This is a genomic window from Vibrio sp. F13 (assembly GCF_020806305.2).
In the GTDB taxonomy this organism is placed as follows: Bacteria; Pseudomonadota; Gammaproteobacteria; order Enterobacterales; family Vibrionaceae; genus Vibrio; species Vibrio crassostreae_C.
This window is the reverse complement of the sequence record NZ_CP170175.1, coordinates 2,887,993-2,912,469: the sequence shown is the minus strand read 5'-3', so window position 1 is coordinate 2,912,469 and position 24,477 is coordinate 2,887,993. Positions and strand designations below refer to the sequence as shown.

At 45.9% G+C, this 24,477-nt stretch carries 15 protein-coding genes; 6 read left to right on the top strand and 9 right to left on the bottom strand.

All coding sequences use genetic code 11. The features are described from left to right. Positions 1-364 precede the first annotated feature (364 nt). The 5 genes from ruvB to aspS form a co-directional block, all read right to left on the bottom strand. A complete protein-coding gene (ruvB, locus tag LMH68_RS13430) occupies positions 365-1,381 on the bottom strand; it encodes a Holliday junction branch migration DNA helicase RuvB (RefSeq protein ID WP_229647092.1) in 1,017 nt (338 codons plus the stop codon). 103 nt (positions 1,382-1,484) lie between these two features. Then, positions 1,485-2,096: a Holliday junction branch migration protein RuvA gene (ruvA, locus tag LMH68_RS13425; protein ID WP_017076435.1), complete on the bottom strand. Its 612-nt coding sequence runs from the start codon at positions 2,094-2,096 to the stop codon at positions 1,485-1,487. Between the two features lie 92 nt (positions 2,097-2,188). Further along, complete coding sequence (locus LMH68_RS13420; protein WP_229647093.1) at positions 2,189-3,649, bottom strand: methyl-accepting chemotaxis protein; 1,461 nt, start codon at positions 3,647-3,649, stop codon at positions 2,189-2,191. A 214-nt stretch (positions 3,650-3,863) separates the two neighbouring features. Then, positions 3,864-4,385: a crossover junction endodeoxyribonuclease RuvC gene (ruvC, locus tag LMH68_RS13415; protein WP_008219936.1), complete on the bottom strand. Its 522-nt coding sequence runs from the start codon at positions 4,383-4,385 to the stop codon at positions 3,864-3,866. Positions 4,386-4,544: 159 nt separating this feature from the next. Continuing rightward, positions 4,545-6,317 carry an aspartate--tRNA ligase gene (gene aspS, locus LMH68_RS13410; protein ID WP_017630636.1) on the bottom strand — a complete coding sequence of 591 codons (1,773 nt, stop codon included), beginning with the start codon at positions 6,315-6,317 and terminating at the stop codon, positions 4,545-4,547. 313 nt (positions 6,318-6,630) lie between these two features. Here aspS and LMH68_RS13405 point away from each other — a divergent pair, with 313 nt between their 5' ends. From LMH68_RS13405 to LMH68_RS13380, 6 genes are all read left to right on the top strand, one after another. After that, entirely contained in the window at positions 6,631-7,536 is a 906-nt protein-coding gene (locus tag LMH68_RS13405) for a DUF72 domain-containing protein (RefSeq protein ID WP_029235140.1), read from the top strand. A 139-nt stretch (positions 7,537-7,675) separates the two neighbouring features. Then, a complete protein-coding gene (cmoA, locus tag LMH68_RS13400; RefSeq protein ID WP_017062083.1) occupies positions 7,676-8,404 on the top strand; it encodes a carboxy-S-adenosyl-L-methionine synthase CmoA in 729 nt (242 codons plus the stop codon). Positions 8,405-8,590: 186 nt separating this feature from the next. Continuing rightward, a complete protein-coding gene (gene cmoB / locus LMH68_RS13395; RefSeq protein ID WP_017062084.1) occupies positions 8,591-9,562 on the top strand; it encodes a tRNA 5-methoxyuridine(34)/uridine 5-oxyacetic acid(34) synthase CmoB in 972 nt (323 codons plus the stop codon). Between the two features lie 288 nt (positions 9,563-9,850). Further along, positions 9,851-10,591: an ATP-dependent zinc protease gene (locus LMH68_RS13390; protein WP_065585129.1), complete on the top strand. Its 741-nt coding sequence runs from the start codon at positions 9,851-9,853 to the stop codon at positions 10,589-10,591. Positions 10,592-10,608: 17 nt separating this feature from the next. After that, a complete protein-coding gene (locus tag LMH68_RS13385; protein ID WP_229647094.1) occupies positions 10,609-12,114 on the top strand; it encodes an inactive transglutaminase family protein in 1,506 nt (501 codons plus the stop codon). Between the two features lie 3 nt (positions 12,115-12,117). Further along, complete coding sequence (locus LMH68_RS13380; RefSeq protein ID WP_026084277.1) at positions 12,118-13,098, top strand: alpha-L-glutamate ligase-like protein; 981 nt, start codon at positions 12,118-12,120, stop codon at positions 13,096-13,098. A 109-nt stretch (positions 13,099-13,207) separates the two neighbouring features. On the opposite strand, the gene fdhF is transcribed toward LMH68_RS13380, so the two are convergent. The 4 genes from fdhF to mukF form a co-directional block, all read right to left on the bottom strand. Then, positions 13,208-17,437: a formate dehydrogenase subunit alpha gene (gene fdhF / locus LMH68_RS13375; RefSeq protein WP_229647095.1), complete on the bottom strand. Its 4,230-nt coding sequence runs from the start codon at positions 17,435-17,437 to the stop codon at positions 13,208-13,210. Positions 17,438-17,811: 374 nt separating this feature from the next. Next, on the bottom strand, positions 17,812-22,272 hold the full coding sequence (gene mukB / locus LMH68_RS13370; RefSeq protein WP_229647096.1) for a chromosome partition protein MukB: 4,461 nt from the start codon (positions 22,270-22,272) through the stop codon (positions 17,812-17,814). Beyond that, on the bottom strand, positions 22,269-23,075 hold the full coding sequence (gene mukE / locus LMH68_RS13365) for a chromosome partition protein MukE (protein WP_102427849.1): 807 nt from the start codon (positions 23,073-23,075) through the stop codon (positions 22,269-22,271). The genes mukB and mukE overlap by 4 nt, the downstream gene beginning before the upstream one ends. Next, entirely contained in the window at positions 23,056-24,393 is a 1,338-nt protein-coding gene (gene mukF, locus LMH68_RS13360) for a chromosome partition protein MukF (RefSeq protein ID WP_017055049.1), read from the bottom strand. Before mukF ends, mukE begins: the two co-directional genes overlap by 20 nt. Between the last annotated feature and the right edge of the window lie 84 nt (positions 24,394-24,477).

Below are 24,477 nucleotides of genomic sequence, written 5' to 3'. Positions count from 1 at the left end.
TCAAAAGGTTTATAGGAGAACCTTGCGTTGATTTGTATCAATTTTATTCGAGCAAATTAGAGTTATTTTTGTACAATCATGATTAAAATCACACCAATTTAGCCTCTGTTAATAACAGCGCATGATATCTGTGACAAAAGCTCAGCACCACTTCAACATACAAATTACAACTACCTATAAAGTATTAACAAAAAATATGACAACTTATTTCATTTTTTGCTAGCTAAATCAAACCTGCAATCAAAGTTTTCATTTTTGACAGAGGCTATTCAGCCTTTTTATCGAATCGCTCAAAGAGTTGTTATTCAATAAAAAGCAAAAAATCCCAGCGCTTATGCAACTGGGATCTTTGTAAATGAATAATTTAACGATTAGACGGTTTATCTATTCCAAAGTGTAAATACGCTCTGTCGGTCGCCATTCGACCTCTTGGCGTTCTTTGTAAGTAACCTTGCTGAATCAAGTAAGGCTCCAACACATCTTCAATGGTGTCTCTCTCTTCACCAATCGCAGCTGCCATGTTGTCGATACCAACCGGACCACCGCCAAACTTCTCCATTATCGCAAGCAGAAGCTTTCTATCCATGTAGTCAAAACCTTTGGCGTCAACGTCCAGCATGTTGAGTGCTTTATCTGCAACGTCTGGGCAAATATGTCCGTCGCCTTTCACTTCCGCATAATCTCGTACACGGCGTAATAAGCGGTTAGCAATACGTGGTGTACCACGCGCACGGCGAGCAATTTCTAATGCACCTTCAGACTCCAGAGATAGGCCAAGGCAATCCGCGCTGCGTTGAACGATATTTTGAAGGTCTTCAACCTTGTAGTACTCAAGACGCTGGGTAATGCCGAAACGGTCACGTAACGGAGACGTCAGTGAGCCAGCGCGAGTGGTTGCGCCAATCAAAGTGAAAGGAGGAAGATCAATCTTGATAGAACGTGCCGCAGGGCCTTCACCAATCATGATATCTAATTGGTAATCTTCCATTGCTGGATACAACACCTCTTCAACCACTGGGCTTAGACGGTGGATCTCATCAATGAACAGCACATCATTTTCTTCAAGGTTAGTCAGTAGCGCCGCAAGGTCACCTGCTTTCTCAAGAACAGGGCCTGAAGTGGTACGGATGCTCACATCCATTTCATTGGCAACAATGTTTGCCAACGTGGTTTTACCTAAACCGGGAGGGCCGAAAATCAACAGATGATCCAGAGCTTCATTTCGCATTTGAGCGGCTTGAATAAAAATCTCCATCTGGTTACGAACGTGGTCCTGACCTTGATAGTCGGCAAGTGCTTTAGGGCGTATTGCGCGATCAATGACATCTTCATCTTTAAAGACCGGATTATCCGGTGCAATCAGGCGATCGGCTTCAATCATAAATTCTGTTATTCCTAACTCTGCTCTTCCTGACTCTGCGCTTCTTGACTCTGTGTAAAGGCAAAGTGAATGAGTCTATTTTGTAGAACAAGTATATGAGGTATTAAACCATCGACTTTAGTGCTTCGCGAATCAATTGTTCACTTGTCATGCCATCTTTAGCCACTTGAGCAACAACTTTAGAGGCTTGAGTTGGTTTATAACCCAATGCAAGTAGTGCGCTTACTGCTTCTTCTTCAGCATCGTGGACTGTTGGCATTGAGTCCATAGGCGCTGCATCCGTTGCAGGCGTAAACAGATCACCTGCGCCCCACCCTTTCAAGCGGTCTTTCATTTCAACGACAAGACGCTCTGCGGTTTTCTTACCCACACCCGGAAGTTTAACCAGCGTAGAGATATCTTCACGTTCAACACTCTGAACAAACTGGCTAGCGGTCATGCCTGAAAGTATGCCAAGGCCTAGCTTAGGACCTACACCATTTGCTTTGATGACTTCACGGAACAGAGCACGCTCTTTTACCGTATTGAAACCATAAAGTAGTTGCGCATCTTCACGTACGACAAAGTGAGTGTAGATAATTGCCTCTTCGCCAACGTTTGGTAATTCATAAAAACAGCTCATTGGCATTTGAACTTCATAGCCAACGCCACTCACTTCAATTAATAACTCTGGTGGCTGTTTTTCTATTAATGTACCGCGTAGACGTCCGATCACAATTCACTCTCTTGGTGGAATATAATTTGAGGGACAGAATATAAAAGAACTGGATCCTTATCCAGTTCTTTGTGTTTATTCGGGTGATTTATTTACGCTTGTTTGGCTTGTGAAACCACGTTATTTAGGCTTTCGACCAGCTCTTTGACAGAGGTAACATGTCCTGTGAGTTCAGAACCATAATTGGCCACTAACCCTGAAACAGATTTAGTTTCCGCGACACTTTGCGCCACTTCTGAACTCGCGAGATCGAGCTCTTTCAAGGAATTCATCTGCATCGCCATAATGTTGGTCAGCTGATTGACGTCAGTCGAGATAGTTTGAACCTCGGAGATGATGCCGTTCATCTCATTCGCAGTCGTCTCAATAATCGCTCGTCCATGCTCCACTTCGTCTTTACTGCGGTCCAACAGGGTTCGAATTTCTATTGCGGAATGACTGCTTTTCGCCGATAACTCTCTCACTTGGTCGGCAACTACCGCAAATCCTCTTCCCTGTTCTCCTGCGCGAGCCGCTTCTATGGCCGCATTTAATGCCAACAAATTAGTTTGTTCAGCAACCGACGTAATCAGATCCGCGACCTTCATGATCTCTTGGTTGCTTTGAATAATTTGGCTGATTGCACTGGTCGAGGCCTCAAGTGACTCAGAACTTTTTTGAGCTTTGGTGCCAACGGCTTCGCTGCGCTCTTTTAGTTCACCCACAAATGAATTAGATTCCTCGATGCCTTGTGTCATCTGATGCAGTTGTTGGCTCATCTGTTCTGCCGCACTCGCTTGGGATTCACAATTTATGTTCAACACCTCGACTTGACCATGTAAGTCTTGTGACTGTTGTTCTAGATGAACAGAGACACCCTGTAAGCTTTCTGAATTCGAATTGGCTTGGTCTAGCACAACCGATAAGCGCGCTTCACTTTGAGTTGCTTGATTGGCAACCTGCTGGCTTTCTGAAATCGCTTCTTCCGCTATTTCGATTGCGATCTCTTTTTGCTTCGCGGTAAACGCTTGAGCAATGCAAATCACCACCAACGGCATGATCACACCAGACCAGGTTTCAACCACCACCGCTTCAGGAGTAAGTACTAACTGCGGAAATTCAAAGCCATTAAGGTGAGCCGACGTCATCACCAATGAAACCCCGATCACTAACCCACTCCATACCAAGGCGACAATGCGTGTTCCTGACAAGAAAAAAGCGACCACTAACAAAGGCACCCAATAAGCCTGTGTTGACGCCACCACACCACCGCTTTGATAGATAATATTGAGGGCGTGTACCGCCATCCCCACAAAGCCAAAATTGAGAGCAAGACTGGGCTTACTGGTAACACGCAACAGCAGTGCAGAGATCAGTTCGAACACGATAAGGAACACAGATGTGGCGATCAGAAGTTGCTCTTCGTGCTTGGTCCATTTGATTAAGCTGTAGACACCCACAAAGAAGGCGATAAAGGTAAAGAGTAATAAGATATCGGCTTGTCTGACTTCGTTGTTACTCCACCCATTACTTTTGGGTAAAAACAGCGCGCGCCACAGCTTGATAGGGTTCATCAGTGATCATCCTTGATTAACTTGTTAGACCTCCGACCAATGTTAATAACATGTTAAATGATACGCAATGTTATTATCTGGGTTCTGTTCGAAAGATCTCATTTCATCAAGGATTTAGCAGCGTAGTGTTTTGATATGAGCCAAACAGGGCGTGAGGCTCATCGATGGAATAGGTCTAAAGGCTGTATGTTAGGAGCTTACAAGAGAATGAGAATTAACGGTAACGCCCTTTTCTTGCACCCGTTGCTTTACCCGCAAGCGCTATCAAAGTTTTATTGGTGTTGGCGTGAGTGATCGCTACGCCTAGAGCATCGGCAGCATCGGCCTGTGGTTTAGCGGGTAACTTAAGCATGCTCATCACCATGTTCTGAACCATAGACTTGTCCGCACCACCATTACCCGTCACCGCTTGCTTAATTAAACGAGCCGCGTATTCATGAACAGGCAAATCCGCATTTACAGCCGCTACGATCGCGCTGCCCCTAGCTTGCCCAAGCTTAAGCGCTGAGTCTGCATTCTTAGCCATGAAGACCTGCTCTATCGCAAACACATCCGGTTGGAACTGAGTAATAATTTCGCTCACACCGGCGTAGATTTGTTTGAGTCGGCCCGGCAACTCTTTTTCTGAGGTGCGAATGCAACCACTCCCTAAGTAATATAGGTGGCGGCCATTTTGACGAATAACACCGTAACCGGTAATGCGTGAGCCAGGGTCAATCCCTAAGATAATAGACATAACTTCAAATACTGATTATTTATACATGCTTTATGAGCTTAGTATATCGAACGCAAAAAAAAATGCCCGTCAAATTAACGGGCATTTTATTGTTCTACTACAAAATTTAGCTCTATCGAAAACTCAAAGCTTCAGTAGAAAGTTAGGCTAATCGCTTGATTAGTCTTCTTTCTTCGCTAGTTTAACTGCAATTGCTAGCTCTTCCAGTGATGCTGGGTTCGCTAGGCTTGGCGCGTCTGTTAGTAGACATGCTGCAGCTGTTGTTTTCGGGAATGCGATAACGTCACGGATGTTCTCTGTACCACAAAGTAGCATCGCTAGACGGTCAAGACCGAATGCTAGACCAGCGTGCGGTGGAGTGCCGTATTGAAGAGCATCTAGTAGGAAGCCGAACTTCTCTTGTTGCTCTTGTGCTTCGATACCTAGGATACCGAATACAGCCGTTTGCATTTCTGCGTTGTGAATACGTACAGAACCGCCGCCTACTTCGTAGCCGTTGATTACCATGTCGTATGCATCAGAGTTTGCTGCTGCTGGGTTCGCTTTTAGCTCTTCCGCGTTCACACCTAGTGGCGATGTGAATGGGTGGTGCATTGCGTGTAGGTTACCTTCGCCGTCTTCTTCGAACATTGGGAAGTCAACAACCCACAGTGGAGCCCATGCAGATGTGTCTGTTAGCTCTAGATCAGTACCTAGTTTAAGACGAAGTGCGCCCATTGCTTCAGCAACGATGCCCGCTTTGTCTGCGCCGAACAGAATGATATCGCCAGATTCAGCTTGAGTGCGATCTAGAATACCGTTGATTACGTCTTCGCTTAGGAATTTAGCAACTGGAGATTGAATACCTTCCATGCCTGCTGCACGGTCGTTAACCTTCATCCATGCTAGGCCTTTCGCGCCGTAGATGTTTACGTGTTCTGCGTAACCGTCGATTTGCTTACGAGTTAGCTTAGCACCACCTGGTACACGGATAACCGCTACACGACCTTTTTCGTCGTTAGCTGGGCCAGAGAATACTTTGAACTCAACGTCTTTAACTAAGTCAGCAACGTCCACTAGCTCTAGTGGGTTACGTAGATCTGGCTTATCAGAACCGAAACGACGAATCGCTTCAGAGAAAGGCATTACTGGGAATTGACCTAGTTCAACATCTAGAAGCTCTTTCCACATATCGTGAACTAGCTTTTCAGTGATGTTACGTACTTCTTGAGAAGACATGAACGATGTTTCGATATCGATCTGAGTAAATTCAGGCTGACGGTCAGCACGTAAATCTTCATCACGGAAACATTTAACGATTTGGTAGTAACGATCAAAACCAGACATCATCAGCAGTTGTTTGAACAGCTGAGGAGATTGAGGAAGCGCGTAGAAGCTGCCTTTGTGAACACGGCTTGGTACTAGGTAGTCACGAGCACCTTCTGGCGTCGCTTTAGTTAATACTGGCGTTTCGATGTCTAGGAATAGGTTCTCATCAAGGAAACGACGAACGAAGCTAGAAGCGCGTGCACGAAGCTTGATACGGTCGCTCATTTCTGGACGACGAAGATCGATGTAACGGTACTTAAGACGCTGCTCTTCAGAGTTCGTTTGGTTGAAGTCTAGTGGAAGCGCTTCTGAACGGTTGATGATCTCTAGACCCGTCGCGTAAAGCTCTACTTCACCAGTAGCCATGTCTTTATTTACTTGGCTGTCAGGACGAACACGTACTTCACCAGTAAATTTGATACAGAATTCATTACGCAGTTGGTTAGCGATCGGGAAGATATCTTTCATATCTGGATCGACAACAACCTGAACGATGCCTTCACGATCACGCATATCAATAAAGATAAGACCGCCTAAATCACGGCGACGGTTTACCCAGCCGCACAATTCTACAGTTTGTCCCGCCAGGGACTTGTTCAGGTTACCACAGTAATGGGTACGCATAATGAATTTCCCAATCTCTTAATTATTTACTAATTTCCAAGCTGTCAGTGGTCATTCCACACAACAGAGCAAAGGAACATTTATACGCGGAAACTCGCTTAAAATCGACCTTCCACATTCGAATTTATTGTGTTTTATCTGGCTTTGCTGCTTTTTAGCCCATCAAGTGCGCAAAGATTCATCAAAACCGAAAAAATTGCGATAATTATATCTCGAAAGTACCTTAATCAGCAAAACTCTCGTAAAGTAGATTTTCGTTTCAACCCAAAAACTTTTTGTAATGACTGATGGCGTGATGGATACGGTGTAATAGATGGATAATCGTGTAATAACAACAGAAACTTTACCTCTAAGACTTGGATTAACTATGTGGTCTCATTCTGAGTGGCAAAGTCAGTTCTACGGTAAAGGCACCAAGCCTGCCGAACGCTTGGAAAAATACACCCAAGTTTTCCATACCGTTGAGGGCAACACCACCTTTTACGCTACGCCAAGTATGTCTACCGTTCACAATTGGAAAGCCGCCAGTCACGATGATTTCAAGTTCACCTTCAAATTGCCCAAATTCATCACCCACCAGCAACAACTGAGACACTGCCAAGCCGAACTCAAAGAGTTCTTGATGACGATGTCGCCACTGCATGACCGTATTGGTCAATGGACGATTCAGCTGCCGCACAGTTTTGAGCCCAGCATGCTGCCTGCCCTACAAAAGTTTTGCACCTTATTCCCAAAAGATATGCAGCTTGGCGTCGAAGTTCGACACTTAGGTTTCTTTGATAAGGGCGATGCGGAAAAACGCTTCAACCAATGGCTGGTTGAGGAAGGTATCAATCGCATCATTATGGACAGCCGCCCCGTTTTCTCTGCGCCACCCACCACAGAAGCGGTGATCGATGCGCATCAGAAAAAACCGCGTGTTCCTGTTCATGCAATTGCTACCGCCAATAACCCGATGATTCGATTTATTGGTCACCCAGACCAAGAACCTAATATTGAGTTTTTTAAGCCTTGGTTTGCCAAAATCCCAAACTGGCTTAATGAAGGCAAGCAGCCCTATTTAATGATCCACACCCCAGACAATAACCACGCACCTGAACTTGCGATTGCTATTTATAAGAGGCTACAAAAGCAAGTCTCTGAAAATACATCATTATTACTGCCCGAACTGGCTCAGTTTCCAGCTCAAAAAGGCAATCACCAAATCTCGATGTTTTAACCTCTCACTTGTAAGTAGCTTCGAACCTTGAGCTAAATCTCAGTTTTCGTGACAGTGGCGTTTTTTTTACGTAAAATACGCCCCCTTTTATTTGGTACGAATTTTGTGCCAATTACGCTGACTGTCGAGAGAAAATGCTATGAGCAACACAGACAATATCTTTTCCGCTCCTATTGATAAAATTGGAGACTTCACCTTTGATGCAAGGGTTGCTGAAGTATTTCCGGATATGATTCAACGTTCGGTGCCTGGCTATAGCAATATCATCTCTGCAATCGGCATGCTGGCTGAGCGCTTTGTAAAGCCACACTCAAATATTTACGACCTTGGCTGCTCGCTTGGTGCTGCGACACTTTCTATGCGTCGTCACATTCAGCAAGAAGGCTGCACGATTTTCGCGATCGATAATTCAGAAGCCATGGTTGAGCGCTGCAAATTGCACGTTAATGCTTACCGCAGTGACACACCGGTAGAAGTGATTGAAGCCGACATCCGTGAAGTGGAAATCAAAGACGCTTCTGTTGTGGTGCTTAACTTTACGCTGCAATTTCTTTCTCCAGACGATCGATACGCTCTGCTTGAGAAAATTCATGCTGGCTTGCGCCCAGGCGGGATCTTAATCCTGTCAGAAAAATACGTATTCGAAGATGAAAGCTCAAATGAACTGCTTATCGACCTGCACCATGATTTCAAACGTGCTAACGGGTACAGCGAGCTAGAAGTAAGTCAGAAACGTAGCGCAATTGAAAACGTGATGCGCCCGGATTCGATCCCTGTTCACAGAGAGCGATTTGATAAGATTGGCTTCTCAAGCAGCGAAGTCTGGTTCCAATGTTTCAACTTTGGTTCAATGTTCGCGATAAAGTAAACATTTTAGATTACGTAACCGTCGCGACACCGTTAGCACGTACTAAAATGTCATCCTCAAGAGCGAGGAACAAACGAATTGGGGATCTCTTATCAAACACGATAAACGAGATTCCCTAGCATGTTTGTCCACACTCTTAATGGAGTGACAAATTTAATTTCTACACCACCAACTCAGTGAAAACCTATGTTTAATTTTGCCAATTTTTATCAACTTATTGCCCAAGATACTCGCCTTCAGCCGTGGCTAAATGTCCTGCCACAGCAACTGACCGATTGGCAAAATGCAGAGCACGGTGACTTTGACCGCTGGCTACGTGCACTAAACAAGATTCCACAAGACGTGCCAGATCAAGTTGACCTGAAAAATTCAGTGACGATTGGTAGTTCTACGCCATACCACACAGGCGAACTGAAAAAGCTAGAAAGCTTATTGAAGACTTTCCACCCGTGGAGAAAAGGTCCTTATACGGTTCACGACATCCATATCGATACAGAGTGGCGCAGTGACTGGAAATGGGATCGTGTGCTTCCACATATATCTCCATTAAAAAACCGTTCGGTTCTCGATGTAGGTTGTGGCAATGGTTACCACATGTGGCGCATGCTGGGTGAAGGTGCTCGCTTAACGGTTGGTATCGATCCTTCCCACCTATTCTTGGTTCAGTTTGAAGCAATTCGTAAGTTGATGGGCGATGACCAACGAGCTCACCTATTACCTCTAGGTATTGAGCAGCTCCCAAAGTTAGAAGCCTACGACACGGTATTCAGCATGGGCGTGCTTTACCATCGTCGTTCACCACTGGACCACTTGATTCAACTGAAAGACCAATTGGTGTCTGGCGGTGAACTGGTTCTTGAAACCTTGGTGATTGAAGGCGATGAAAATGCAGTTCTGGTTCCTGTTGACCGTTACGCGCAGATGAGAAACGTGTACTTCTTCCCCTCTGCTCGAGCTCTGAAACGCTGGCTTGAACAGGTCGGCTTTGAAGACGTGCGCATCGTGGATGAGAATGTCACGACAATCGGCGAGCAACGCACGACAGAATGGATGACACACAACTCTCTACCAGATTACTTAGACCCGAATGATCCAAGTAAAACGGTTGAAGGTCACCCAGCACCAAGACGTGCCATTCTTGTGGCGACCAAGCCATAAATGTGATGCCCGAAAGCCATTATTTAGCCGATAACAGAGTAATGGCTTTTTGGTGGCTACAGCGCCACCTTTTGCTTCGCTGTGAGCTTTCACAAAAATGCGCGCAAATTGAACAAAAATTGACTTATGCTTAATAAGTGAGCTATTTAAAATTACAATAATTGGCGTAGCGCTCACATTGCGATTCAATATGACCAGACTCTTACAATAGGATGCTTCACGCATCCTTTTTTGTGGGCTAAACTTCTAAATAGTCTGAACTATTCTCTAATTTCCAAAGGTTTTTTTATGTTTAAGCGATTATCGCCTATTGTGGCGGTTGGTTTGCTCTCTGGTTGTACCCTTACTAACGGTGCTGCCTACCACCAAGAAACTCTCGATGCTATTGCCCGCTCAGAGACAAACATCGCAAATAAGGTTCAAAATCTTGAACTGCAAGTCAGTAATCAAAGTGATTACATTGAAAGCTTAGAAGACGAAATCATCACCCTTTCAAATCAGTTAGATGTTCATCTAACAAGCATGGAACACAAAGTCATTGAAGAGCTAGAGGAAGAAGAACCCGTGGCAGTTGCAGCGGCTCCTATCGCTCCTACCTCACAACCGACTATCCTTGGCGGAATCGAAAAAGTATCTATCGACTCAATCAAACAAAGCTTTGATGCGCGAGTGGATACCGGCGCAACAACCTCTTCTTTGAATGCCGTCGATATTAAAGAATTCGAACGAAATGGTAAGAACTGGGTTAAGTTCCACCTAGAAGACCAAGGACAAGCGGCAGAAGACCAAAAATGGATTGAAGCGCCTGTTGTACGTTATGTGAAAATCCGCCAATCAACGAATGATCAGACAGAACGTCGAGCTGTGATTGAATTATGGGTTAAAGTTGGAAAAATCCATGAAAAAGCGCAATTTACATTGGCGGATCGCTCTCAAATGAGTCACCCTGTATTACTAGGGCGCGAATTTATCAAAGACATAGCGCTAGTAGATGTAAGTAAAAAGTACGTACAAACGGAAGTTAAATAACAATAGTAGGGTAAGCTATGACGTCAAGAATTCCATTTTATATCTCTATATTCCTGCTTATCGTGGCAGGCATAACACTGAGTATGTTCAGACATACGACCTACGGTGTACCTTGGACTCCAGGGGAAACCAGGCAGGTTTGGGACGTTGAAGCTCGTATTGAGTTCAACGCAGTAGGCAAAGAAGCAAAAGTTTCCTTAGCGGCTCCTCATACTCAGTCTAACTACACACTTATCGGCGAATCGGCTTCATCACCAGGTTACGGTATTTCTTACTTAAATACTGAGTCAGGTCGTCGTGCAGAGTGGTCTATTCGTTACGCAGATGGCCCTCAAACCATCTACTACAAGACACAATTCCTAGTCGACAACCAAGCTAAAGTGAACGACACACCACCAGAAGGTGAAGTGGTTCAACCAAGCTTCGACGGCCCGGAAGAAGCGGCGTCTCTAGCTCTTATTGACAGAGCAACAAAGCGTTCTGCAGACAATCTAACGTTCACTCGTGAGCTCATCAAAACACTTAATGATCCAGACAGTCAAAACTCTGCGCTGATTCTGAATAACATGACTAAAGTGGAAGCGACACACAAGCTACTTTCAGCAGCGAAAATACACAACAAAGTCGTTGGTGTTATCGAGCTAGAAGACGGCCGTCGTCGTCAATCAATTCAGAACATGATTCAGATCTGGGATAACGACCAGTGGATTCTGTTCTCTCCGGAATCAAGCGAACAACAAGTTCAACCAAACCTACTCATCTGGGACGAATCTAACGTTTCTCTACTGGATGTTGTTGGCGGTCAGAACAGTAAAGTTCACTTCTCTATGATTGCTCAAGAGGTTTCACCAACGGAAGCAACCAACAGTAAGGTCTCTGCAGACCAGCTATTGAACCTATCGATTCACAGCCTACCGCTAGAAGAGCAAGCGATGTTTAAAACCATCATGCTGATTCCTATCGGTGCTCTGATTGTTGTGTTCCTTCGTGTCATCATAGGTCTGAAAACGTCCGGTACCTTCATGCCAGTACTGATTGCGGTAGCCTTTGTGCAAACACAATTGGTAACGGGTATTGTCGGTTTCCTACTTATCGTAGGTACGGGTCTGATTATTCGAAGTTACTTGTCCAAACTCAACTTACTACTGGTCGCCAGGATATCCGCCGTAATCATCACGGTAATCATGATTATTTCTGTATTCACTGTGGTCGCGTTTAAAGTGGGTCTGACTGAAGGTCTATCCATTACGTTCTTCCCAATGATTATCCTATCTTGGACTATCGAACGTATGTCTATCCTCTGGGAAGAAGAAGGCGCGAAAGAAGTAATGCTGCAAGGTGGTGGTTCTCTATTTACTGCGGTTCTTGTTTACTTAGGCATGACTAACCCGTTCATTCAGCACTTAACGTTTAACTTTATTGGTTTACAACTTGTTATTCTAGCGACCATCTTGCTACTAGGTAACTACACAGGATACCGTCTAACCGAGCTTCGTCGCTTTAAACCGCTAGCGGAGGACTAAGTTATGTTTGATCAGTTTACTTCACCGTTTAGGTTGAAAGACAAAGGCATAATGGGAATGAACAAGCGTAACCATAGTTATATTGGTCGCTACAATGATCGTTCCAAGTATCCACTCGTTGATGACAAGCTTAAGACGAAGATCATTGCTGAACAGGCTGGTGCTACTGTACCAAAACTGATTGGCGTGATTGGTCATCAAGCTGAAGTAAAAACAATCCACAAGATGGTAAAAGAGTGGCCGGGTTTCGTAATCAAGCCAGCTCAAGGTAGTGGTGGTAAAGGCATCCTTGTTGTGACATCTCACAAGGATGGGGTTTATACCAAGCCATCAGGTTCGACTATCAATGAAGAAGACGTAGAGCGTCACATCAGTAACGCTCTTGCAGGCCTTTTCTCACTTGGTGGTAAGAACGATGTAGCGGTAGTTGAAAACCTCATTAAGTTTGATGAGTGTTTCGATGGCTTCAGTTACGAAGGTGTGCCAGATGTACGAATCATCGTATTCAAGGGCTACCCTGTTATGGCGATGATGCGCTTATCTACTTCAGCTTCAGACGGCAAGGCTAACTTGCACCAAGGGGCTGTAGGTGTAGGTATTTGTATTGCGACGGGTAAAGCCGTTCGTGCGGTTCAGTTTGACCACCCAGTCACTCACCACCCAGATACGGGTAAAGAGTTGGCGCTACTTCAAGTGCCGCATTGGGAAAAACTGCTAACACTGGCATCAAGCGCTTGGGAAATGACGGGGCTTGGCTACATGGGTACCGACATGGTTCTAGACCAAGAAGAAGGCCCAATGGTACTTGAGCTTAACGCACGTCCAGGTTTGGCTATCCAAATCGCGAACGGTGCTGGTCTGCTTCCTCGATTGCACCATATTGAGAACCTTGGTACACCGGCTGAATACCCGAAACCTGCAGAGCGCGTGGCATACGCAGCTAAGCAATTCGGTGTTCACGGTAACGAGATTGTTCCGAACTGAGCTATTTGCTAACTAGGTCACTTGATACCTAATAGAGCTCAATAAATAAGCCGCATAACTCTGAGAGTTACGCGGCTTTTTAGTATCTGCCATTTGTTAACGAATTGGGCTAAGCCTCTGTCGCTTCAATTTCAGGCTCACGAATCGGATCAATGCGCACTGCCGCAACCTTAAACTCAGGGATCTTGGCATGCGGATCGGTCGCCGTTGTCGTCAAACGGTTCACAGGAGACTCCACGAAATGGAAGGGAATAAACACCACACCTTTCTGCATTCGCTTGGTTACAAAAGCCGCGATTTCAATTTCACCACGACGTGTTGAGACTTTAAGCATCTGACCATTCGAGATACCTAGCGCTTCAGCATCATGAACACTCACCATGGCACGCGGCCCTGCTAAGTTATCCAACCCTTTTGTTTTACGTGTCATGGTTCCGGTGTGGAACTGTTCTAGAATACGGCCTGTCGTTAATACTAACGGGTATTCCGCATCCGGTAGCTCAGCAGCGTATCTAAACGGAATCGCCTCCATTTGACCACGCCCACGCGTAAATTGGGTCTGGTGCATGATACGTGTGCCATCAGGGTTGTTCTTATTACTTGGCCATTGCACGCCGTTCACCGTAATGTTCTCCCAACGTAAACCACCATACTGTGGCGTGACACGCGCTATCTCATTGGTGATATCAGCAACCGAGTCATATTCCCAATTGCCGCCCATCGCATTAGCCAACATTTGGATAATCACCCAATCTTCTTTCGCTTCACCTGGAGGCAATACCGCCGGGTTAATACGCTGAACACGACGCTCGGTATTAGTAAAATGACCAGACTTCTCAGCAAACGAGCAAGACGGTAGCACCACATCGGCATATTGAGCGGTTTCGGTTAAGAAAATATCTTGAACCACGAGGAAATCTAACGCTTCAAGACCTTCAATCACATGCGCTTGGTTCGGGTCACTCAGCACTGGGTTCTCGCCCATTACGTACAGACCACGAACATCTCGATGACACGCTCCATCAATAATTTCGGTCAACGTTAAGCCTGTTTCAGCCGGTAGGTCAGAAACACCCCACTCCATCGCGAATTTTTGACGAACCATTGGGTTGTACACTTTCTGATAACCCGGAAGGTTATTTGGCAATGCGCCCATGTCACACGCACCCTGAACATTGGATTGACCACGTAATGGGTTGATACCGCCGCCTTCAATTCCGATATTGCCACACAAGAGCTGTAGGTTAGCGATTGATCGAACGTTATCGTGACCAGTGGTATGTTGCGTAATGCCCATCGAGTAGTACACCGCTGTACGCTCTGCAGTACCAATCAATCGCGCCATTGCGAAGATGTCTTCCGCTTTAACGCCAGTTACCAGCTCCACTTTGTCTAGTGAATAACTTGGTGACATTACCTCTTGAAGCAAGGTATCAAAGCCATCCACACGGTCTTCGATATACTCTTGGTCGTACCAACCGTGTTTGATGATTTGCTGCATCACACCATTGATCAACATTACATCAGTACCCGGTCGGTGCGCTAAATAAAGTTCAGCATGGTCAGCAATATCGATTCGTTTTGGATCGGCAACGATCAATCTCGCTCCACCATGTCTCACAGCTTGCTTGATATGCGAGCCAATAATTGGGTGTGCTGACGTGGTGTCGGAGCCAATAATAAAGATCACATCTGAGTGCTTGATGCTTGGAATATCATTGGTCATCGCCCCGCTACCTAGCGAAGCCTCTAAACCAGTAACAGTAGATGCGTGACAAAGGCGCGCACAGTGATCGACGTTATTGGTACCGAGTTCACGACGTATGAATTTTTGGAAGGCATAGTTATCTTCATTGGTGGTTTTCGCCGACGAGAACCCCGCTAAAGCGTTACTGCCAAAGCCTTGCTTAATCGCAGTAAACTTCTCGGCAATAAGCTTAACTGCCTCATCCCAACTTGCAGGTTGCAACCAGCCATCTTTACGAATTAATGGTGTGGTTAAACGCGCATCGCTGCCCACAAAATCGAAGCCAAATCGTCCCTTAACACACAACATGCCTTCATTAACCGGAGAGTCTCCGCCTTCGATATAGCGGATTTTGTTTTTCTGCTCATCGATATGCATGGTTAGCTTGCAGCCGACACCGCAATAGGTGCAGATGGTATCGACTTTCTTGAGTACGTCTGTGTCTCCCTGCTTTCTGTCGCGAGCATCCACCATTGCACCGGTTGGACACACCTGAATACACGATCCACATTGAACGCAGTTTGAGTCGCCCATTAAGGTCTTATCTGCCCCAAAGTTAGGGCGACATTCAGGTCTTGATGCAGGTTTGCCATCCGATTGATTCATGAAGCTTAGAACGCCATGAACATTCTGTTCTCGACAGGCTTGGATACACTGGCCACAACTAATACAGCGGTTGGCGTCAAAGATAATGAACTCAGAACTGTCATCGACCGAAAATTTTTGCCTTGTTAACCCGACCTTCGCTTCTTCAGCACGAATCGCCTGCCAACTCTCATTCGAAGCCACATCGATTTTGTACTCTGGATGCGTTTGCGTTGCTTTGTATTCGGTCGAGTAGTCTCGTAGGTCGCAATCGGTATTGGCTTGGCAGCCACACTCTAGACATCTTGCAGCTTCCGCTATTGCATCAGCATTCTCAAACCCTGTTTCTACTTCATCAAAGCTTTGTTCACGCTGCTCGGGCGTTAGTTCTGGCATGATCTTACGAGCCATGCGTTGTATCGACTGGTATTGCTCAGGATCCACCGCTTTGAGCTGTTTGTGCTTTCTTGAGTTAAACGGTTTGGCTGGAATATTGTCCATATCACCATGGAAGAAGCGATCGATCGCTTGTGCAGCAATACGCCCATCCCCCACCGCTTCGACTGCGGTTGCAGGGCCGCGTCGGAAATCACCAATACTGAAAATATTTCCGGTTCCGGTATGCATGGTTTGTGGATCAGCATCTGCGGTATTCCAACGAGTAAGAGGAATATCAATCGCTTCATTGTCCATAAAGCTCAGATCAGGCTTTTGCGACACGGCAGCAATAACCGTATCAAACGCTTCAACAAAGAACTCGCCAGTTGGTTTAGGGCTGCGGCGGCCTGAAGCATCAGCAGGACCCAAAGCCATTCGTTCTAATCGTATTTCTGATACATGACCATTTTCATCGGCTATGTTTTCTGCAGGGTTGGTTAAGAAGTGGAACTTCACACCCTCATGTTCAGCTTCTTCGATTTCGTAATCTTCTGCTGGCATCTCATCTCGAGTACGACGATAAATCAGCGTAGTATCCGCGCCATCACGAACTGCGGTTCGAGCACAGTCAATCGCTGTATTACCGCCACCGATCACGGCAACCTTTTTACCAGTGACGTACTGCTGATCGGTCACGTAATCTTTCAGATAATCGACACCCAAATAACAACCGCCGAGTTCGCTACCCGGGTAATTCATCTCGACCGCTTGCGATGCACCAACGGCTAAACAAACCGCATCAAAATCGTTACTTAAATCAGACAGTGTAAAATCAACACCGAGTTTTTTACCGCACTCAACCACCATTCCGTTGCGACACATCAACTCGATTTCTTTATCTAGAATCGACTTAGGTAAGCGATATTCAGGGATACCGTAACGCAGCCAACCACCCGCTTGCGGCATCGACTCATAGACACTGACATCATAGCCTTCGTTAGATAGGTAATAACCCGCCGTAAGCCCACCGGGGCCACTACCAACAATAGCAATGCTCTTGCCTTTATTTGGTTTCTTCGCTGGCATGTAGCTCTCTTGAGCCGCTAGATCCGCATCGGCAGCGTGTCGTTTGAGTTGGCGAATCGCAATGGATTCATCGACCAAGTTACGACGACATTCGGTTTCACAGAAAGCAGGACACACACGACCAATTGAAAGCGGCATTGGCAATGTCTTTTTGATCACTTCAATCGCTTTAATGTGATCATTTTGAGCAATATGGTGCAGGTAAGATTGGATGTCGACCCCAGCAGGACAGGCTGTTTGGCATGGCGCCTCACAGTCAGCGTAGTGATCGGTCATGATGCGATTCAACGCTTCTTGTCGATGATTCGTTAACTGTTTTGACTGAGTGGTAATATTCAGCCCATTAGACACTTCAAGCTCACAAGAGCGAGTAACACCAACGCCATCAACTTCCACAACACACAAATCACACGGCACTTTATCCGCTGTTTTATTCAAACCACATAAAGATGGGATTTCCAAACCACATGTTTTTGCCGCTTCAAGAACGGTTTGTCCTTGCTCGACGATTCGATATTTCCCATCAATAACGATTTGAATCATACCTAAGTCCTACCTTTACCTTTCGCACACGCGAGTTATCAACAATTAAAATTTAAGTAATACAATATTATTAATATTATTAAATCTATGTCATTACCATACATTATTTGTGGTTTTGTGCGTGTGACCTCAAACAAGTTCCATTGATAATAACCATAATGTATGAGTGGTCTTATCAGTGTCGACGAAAGGATTAAGCGGGAGGGGTTCTGCTGTAGAAGTAAGAAGTAAGAAGTAAGAAATTAGATTCAAGGTACAAAAAAGCCCCTAATGATTAGGGGCTTTGAACAAATATCATTGAGTCGCTTTCGAGCTTATAGCTAAGCTATCAAGGTTATTGCTCGGCTATCAAGATTATAATTCGGCTATCAAAGTTATTGCTCAGTTTCTTCGATAAGCTCTTGCACCGGAGATGCTGGTTTGTTTTGAGCAAAACCGCGCAGGCCAACAACATGTACGTGTTCGTGGTCTTTGAAGACCTTACGAACCAGTTTGTAGGTTGTACCTTTCTCTGGGCTAATGTTTTCAGGTGCTGCAATCAGAAGTTGCATACCCAAACGGTCACACAGTTCAAACAGCGTAGAGATCGACTTAGAATCCAAACGTGCTGCTTCATCAAGGAACAACAAACGACATGGAACGATGTCTTTACTGCGAAGTCGACGAGATTCCTCTTCCCAGCTCTGAATAACCATCAATAGGATTGACTGACCCGTACCGATCGCCTCACCCGTAGACAATGCGCCCGATTCAGCTTGTAACCAACCATCTGAACCACGGTTAACTTCAACACTCAGCTCTAGGTAGTTACGGTAATCCAGTAGCTCTTCACCAAGAACCTGTGGAGAACGTTGACCCATATCGATATGCGGGTTCACTCGTTGGAACAACTTCGCCATCGCTTCTGAGAAGGTAAAGCGCGTTGATTCAAACAAGTCTTTGTGTTGCTCTTGTTGAGTTGCTAGCCCTGATAGCAAGATCTCGTGGCTTTCACGGATCTTAACGTTCAGACGTACGCCTTTAACCTGACCAAAGTAAATGTTAGACAAACCTTGGTTCAGCATTCGAATACGGTTCTGCTCGCGCTGAATCGTTTTCTTGATGATGCTTGCTACGGACTCAGAGCTGATTGCCAGGCGATTTTCACGCTGCGTCAACTCTTCTGTTAGTCGAGCTAGCTCCACTTCCATCTCTTCGATTGCTTCAACCGGATCATCCGTGTGAATAATATCTTGGCGAATACGCTCACGAAGGTGTTGGTAAACCGCAATGTAGAACAGAACTTTACGCTCTGGATGCGCGTTGTCTTCAGATAAACGCAGCGAATCACGCAGGTCGTCATTGTCGGCTACCGCCAGACGTAGCGCACCCAGTGATTTATCCGACATAGAGCGAAGCTCGCCTGCCGTTAGATAAGCCAGTTCACGTTTATGCAGACGACGTTCAACATCATTCTCACGCGCTAAACGAAGTACTGAACACCAACCCGCTTTCGCTGCAACAACGAAAGTACGAAGCTCGGTGTACTCTTTTTGAACTTTCTTAAGACGCTTAGCCAGTGCTTTCATCTCAAGTTCAGTTGACGTAATCGTACGCTCGTATTCACTCTTACGGCTGCGAGATGTGTGCAGACGCTCTTGAAGCTCGTCACGACGACGTACAGCACGCTCTTCAGCGCCTTCGTCAGCGTTTACGCCGAACTCTTGTAGCTCTTGTTTGAACTCTTGAACCGTTTCTTGCTTCGCTTGATGTGAGCTCTTCAGTGCCGCCAATACTTGGTTGTATTGGTTCATCTGTTCGCGAGCTTGCTTCAAGCCATCGCGGCCTTTGGTTCTTGCTTGTTCAGCTTGAACCAACTTCGCTTTCAGTTGCTCGCTCAGTTCACTGCTCTTATTAAGCAAATCAACAGAATCCGCGTAAGCAAAGTAATGACGACGCTCAATCAGATCAGACAGTGCGAACACTTTGCCTTTTAGCGTTTGTAGCGCGTTGTCTGCTTGACGGTACTCTGCTTCCAAAGCTTCGAATTGCTCTGGGTCAGCGTCTAGTGCAGATACGAACTGTTCTAGAGAAGTAAGCGCCTTGCCGTGCGTATTCAAGTAAGATTTCGCTTCACTTAAACGCTCTAGTTGCGCTTCTAATTCAGCTAAACGCTCAGCCAATGTTTCGTCTTCTAAAATACGAACCATTGGTGCTAATTTATCTAGCGCACCAAGTGCCTGCTTGCTTTGTAGAAGCTGACTGCGTTGCTGCTGCTCTTTAGAGTTAAGCTCAGCCAGAGAACGAACAATTTGATTACGCTTATCACGAATCGCAGCAAGTGCTTGCTCTGGGTCTGCGTTAAACGCAACGTGCAGGTGCTTCGCAACAAAGCTGTTGAATGCTTGGTATAGGCGATTCAGTTTTTGAGAGTCAAACGCTGCCTTCGCGTGGTTTTCAACCACAACGTCACGCTCTTCGCGCAATTTCTCTAGACGTTGTTCACGAGCCGCACGGCCAAACAGTGGGATCTCAGGGAAACGAGAGTAACGCATTTGGCGATCGTTCAGCTGAACACACACTGCGCCTTCAAGCTCATCGGCATTGAATGAACTGTCATCAAACGCGTCGACATCGCCTTCTAGGATGTAAAGGTCTTCTGGACAATCATCAAGATCCACCAGCTTCTCTTTAATACCATCAAGATCAGAAACCACAATTGCGTGACGAGCCGGGCCGTACATCGCACTGAAGTACGGCGCATCACCAATAGTGATATCATCGTAGATCTCAGAAAGCAGCACGCCACCAAGCGTATCCGCTAGGCCTTTGAGGCGAGGATCGTTAGAACCACCTGGAGACGCTAAACGCTCAATTTCGTGCTCAAGTTCAGCTCGGCGCGTAGCCAACTGATCTTTTGCTACCGCTTGAGATTTCTCATCTTCAAGCACTTGTTGCATTTGAGTCATCACCGCTTGGCTATCTTCTAGCTCAGCGTCGGTTTGATCTCTTAATGCTTCAAGCGCATCGTTTGCCGTGATCCATGCTGGAGCAATAGACTCAAGTTTTTGAATCTCTTGATCGTGGTTTTGTTGTACACGACGTTGCTCACTCTTCGCTTCACGCAGCTCTTCTTGAGCGTACTCAAGAGACTCGATCTGCATAGCATGACGTTCACGTTCTTCATCGAAAACCGCTTCGTCAGTCAGTGAGATGTTGTGTTGCTTTTGGTATTCAGTCGCAAGCTCTTTTGCTTGACGCTGCTGAGCCACATCACGAGCCATATCGCGGTGCTGAGCACGCCACTGCTGTTCATTTTCAACAACGTGTTTTGCGTTACGGCCTTTTTCTAAAGCTTGCTTAGCGCTTTGAGACGCTTCTTTACGCTCAACGTCACCCACAATACTTTTAACAAGAGCGAGCGCTTTGTCGAACTGCGCAGAAGCAGCAGAAGACATGTCTAGTTTATGTTTAGTAGACAGCAGCGTTTGAGTGCTTGATTCTTCTTGTGCTTTTAGCTCTGAAACCAGAGTTAGTGCGCTTTCTGCCGTAATAGATTCATCACCAAGCAACTGCTTAGTTTTCTCTAATGCTTGAACCGCTTGCTGGTATTGAAGTGCACGCGTTTGCTGAACATCCAACGCTTGTTGGTAGTCAGCAAGCTGAGTTTTCAGGCTATCCACTTCTTCTTCAGTGATGGTTGCCTGCTCTTCGGCGAGAAGTACTCGCTCTTGAGCTTCTTCAACCACCATCATTTGCTCTTCTAGACGCTCGTTAAGCTCTTCTAGATCTTCGCTGTAGCGGGCAATTTTCTCTTGCTGACGAAGTGCAGTTTGAACCAACTGAAGATGATCCGATGCCGCTTGGTAATCTTGCTCTAGTGCCGATTCTTGATCGACAAGTAGTTCTAGTTCTTCTTGAACGCGATTCAACAAATTGTTTTGATCAAGCAAGGTTTCACGAGAACCGAACAGTTCACCACGGAACTTCATGGTTTGATCTAACTTGTTACGACGATCGTTTGCATGGCGCATGTAATCTGCAGCCACGTAGTTCGTAGATTCAGTGATCAAGTGCTTGAACAGGTCACGATCCGACTGAGTCGTCTTGATCGCTTCTAGCGTCATGCGGTTTTCACGTAGTGCTGATTCCATGTCTTGGAATGCTTTCTTCACACCACCGTTTTGCGGTAGAAGGTAATCACGCAGAGAGCGCGTAATTGCACTTGAGATACCACCGTAAAGTGATGCTTCAATTAAGCGGTAGAACTTAGAACGGTCGCTGCTGTTACGCAGTTTCTTCGGTACCACACCGTATTCAAACATCTGTGAGTGGTAATCAACAATCGAAGAGAAGGCTTTAAAATGCGCGCCTTCGTATTGTGCAACCGCCGCTTTCACGTCGTTCAACTGACATACGCGAGCGTGGCTGTCTGAAACGTTCTGAATCAACACATCCGTTGGTTTCACATGGCTTGGAAGGCCTTGAATAACGAACGGTTTGATGTCGACTTTCTTATCACGACCCGCAACTTGCTGCAGTTTTACTGCAAACAATAGACGTTGATTACGAGAGTTCACAACATCTAGCGCGGCATAACATGCGCCTGGCTGAAGCTTACCGTAAAGGCCTTTATCACGAGATGACTGCGAGCTACCCGCTTCCGTTGTGTTACGGAAATGCAGAAGGCTTTGGTCAGGGATCAGTGCTGTGATGAATGCCGCCATTGTGGTCGACTTACCCGCACCGTTACCGCCAGAAAGCGTTGTAACCAATCCATCAATATCAAAAGTACGCGCAAAGAAGCCGTTCCAGTTGACCATGGTTAATGATTGATACTTACCTCTTTCAATCATGCTTCACCTTCTACTTTTGTTTGTTCGCCATCGTTTGACTCAAGGTCAAAGTCAGCTTGATCGTTAAAAATGTCTTGTTGACCGTTTTCGTTTACGTCTGCAACTACTTCTGATACAGCTTCCGCTTGTTCTTCATTCAACAAGCTACCTTGGTTAGGCTCTTGGGTATGCACCACAGCTTCACCATCACGGATAAGACGTAATTGCGCTTCTTTCATATCGTCACCAACACGAACGTCAGCGCCAAAGCGGAATACCGCTTCGCTGATACGGAACTTGCCCGTTTCACCAATCGCAATCAGCATGCCGATACGGCGTAAACGACGCAGAGAAGTACGTACTTTTTCGAACAGCTTTTCTTTATCTAAGTCAGAACCAGATGCACGGTTGGTTGCTAGCTTCATGAGTTTTTTCTCATCCGCTAACGACATCAATTCATCAAACAGTTCTTGATTGGTGAAGATACCTTCATGAGCCAGACGTTCTGGGCTTAGGTATAAGAAACACAACACCTTGCCAACCAACATGTCGAGCTCAGACAACACACTACGACCAATCAGAGACGTAGAACGCGGACGCAGGTAATAGAAACCTTCCGGCGCTTTTACCAGTTCCGTATTGTAGCGTTGATAGAAATGCTGAAGCTCAACTTCAAAATCAGACAGCAACGCGTGGTTATCTAGGTCTTCTGTTGAAACATGCTTACCTGAACGCAGCATGCTATCTAGCGCAGGGAACAGTGGGTTCGCTATCGCTTTTACCAGTTTCTCTGGCATGTAATCATCAGTACTTGTTAATGACATTTGCTTGTACCTTTGCACCGAAATCGTTAATTGCCTGCCAATCTGGCTGAATAGCCTGATAGTCAGACTCTGAGTAACCTAAGCGCACGGCTTGGTCGACAACAATTCTGGCTAAATCAAAATGGTGTGTGCGAGGGTGTGCAGCGAGGTAATCGCGTAACACAAGGCCAAGATCAATTGGCGCGCCTTGCTGTTTGTGAGCTTTTAACATCTCTGCAATTCGATCTGAAAGCAGGTCATTTACTTGCTCAAATTCTTCGTACTCTACGTCGATTGGTGCTTGTCCCATCACTTCGTCATCACGAAGCACGAGCGCTTCATCACGAAGATCCGTCAGCTTCTCAGCATCGGCGTAGGTCAATAACCAAGGCGCATCAAAGTAGTCAGTGACTGACTGACGCAAGCGCTGGCTAAAGGCGCGGTTTTTATCCATATCAATCGCGGTACGGATGAACTTGTGAACATGGCGGTCGTAGCCGATCCATAAATCGATGGCTTGTTGGCCCCAACTGGTGATTCGGTCTAGCTTCATCTGCAAGCCGAACAGGGTTTCGCCAACGAACTCGAGTTCATCGTCACCGTAAACAATTTCTTGAATATCGAGGATCTGTGTTTGCAGTTCATCCCCCGCCGCTTGCAAGGTGTCTTGCAATTCTTTTAGTGTGGACGAGGTTTCTGAAAGCAAGGTTTCACAGTTGTTAATCGCCTCTCGCCAATCCTTGTTTAAAAGGTCGGCAATTTGCTGTTTAACGGTTTGCTGCTGCTCATCCATAACACGTTGGTTAAGATCAATCTGATCGAAAATTTCACCAACAGAATACTTGAGCACGCCGTAAACATTCTTTCTCCAATGTCCTGGAGTTCCGCCTTTTTGTGCTGCTTCAATGGCTTTTGCCATCTCGTCCGCAACCATAGAAAGCTGGATAGACAGTTTTAACTTAGAGAACTGACGGTGGCGTAAGTAATAATCTGAAATACCAATCGCCAATGGTGATAAGCGATAAATACTCGCACCATCGGTGATTTCGCTGGTAAAGCGGCTAATCAACTTCTGTTTAACTAACTCGTTGATGGCATTGTTGGCACGAAACGCGGACGCTTCGCCAGTATCTTCAAACAGTCGAGTGACGATGGTAAATGCATCGTGCAGTTCACCCTCGCCCAACTCTTCATCGAACCTTTCATTGCTTAGTACTGCGATAGCAATCAAAAATGCTAAGCGCTCTGGTGGCAAGTTTAATGAAAAATCATGCTGCTTGACCCAGCCCACCAACTCATCAATTGGCTGCTCTTCGGCAGTTTGAGTCATTTCACTCATTGTGGTTCCTGTTACTGTTCTTCGTCATATCGAATGTATTAGATATGACGCCTATTTCTTTATGACGCGGGCTTCTTACGATTG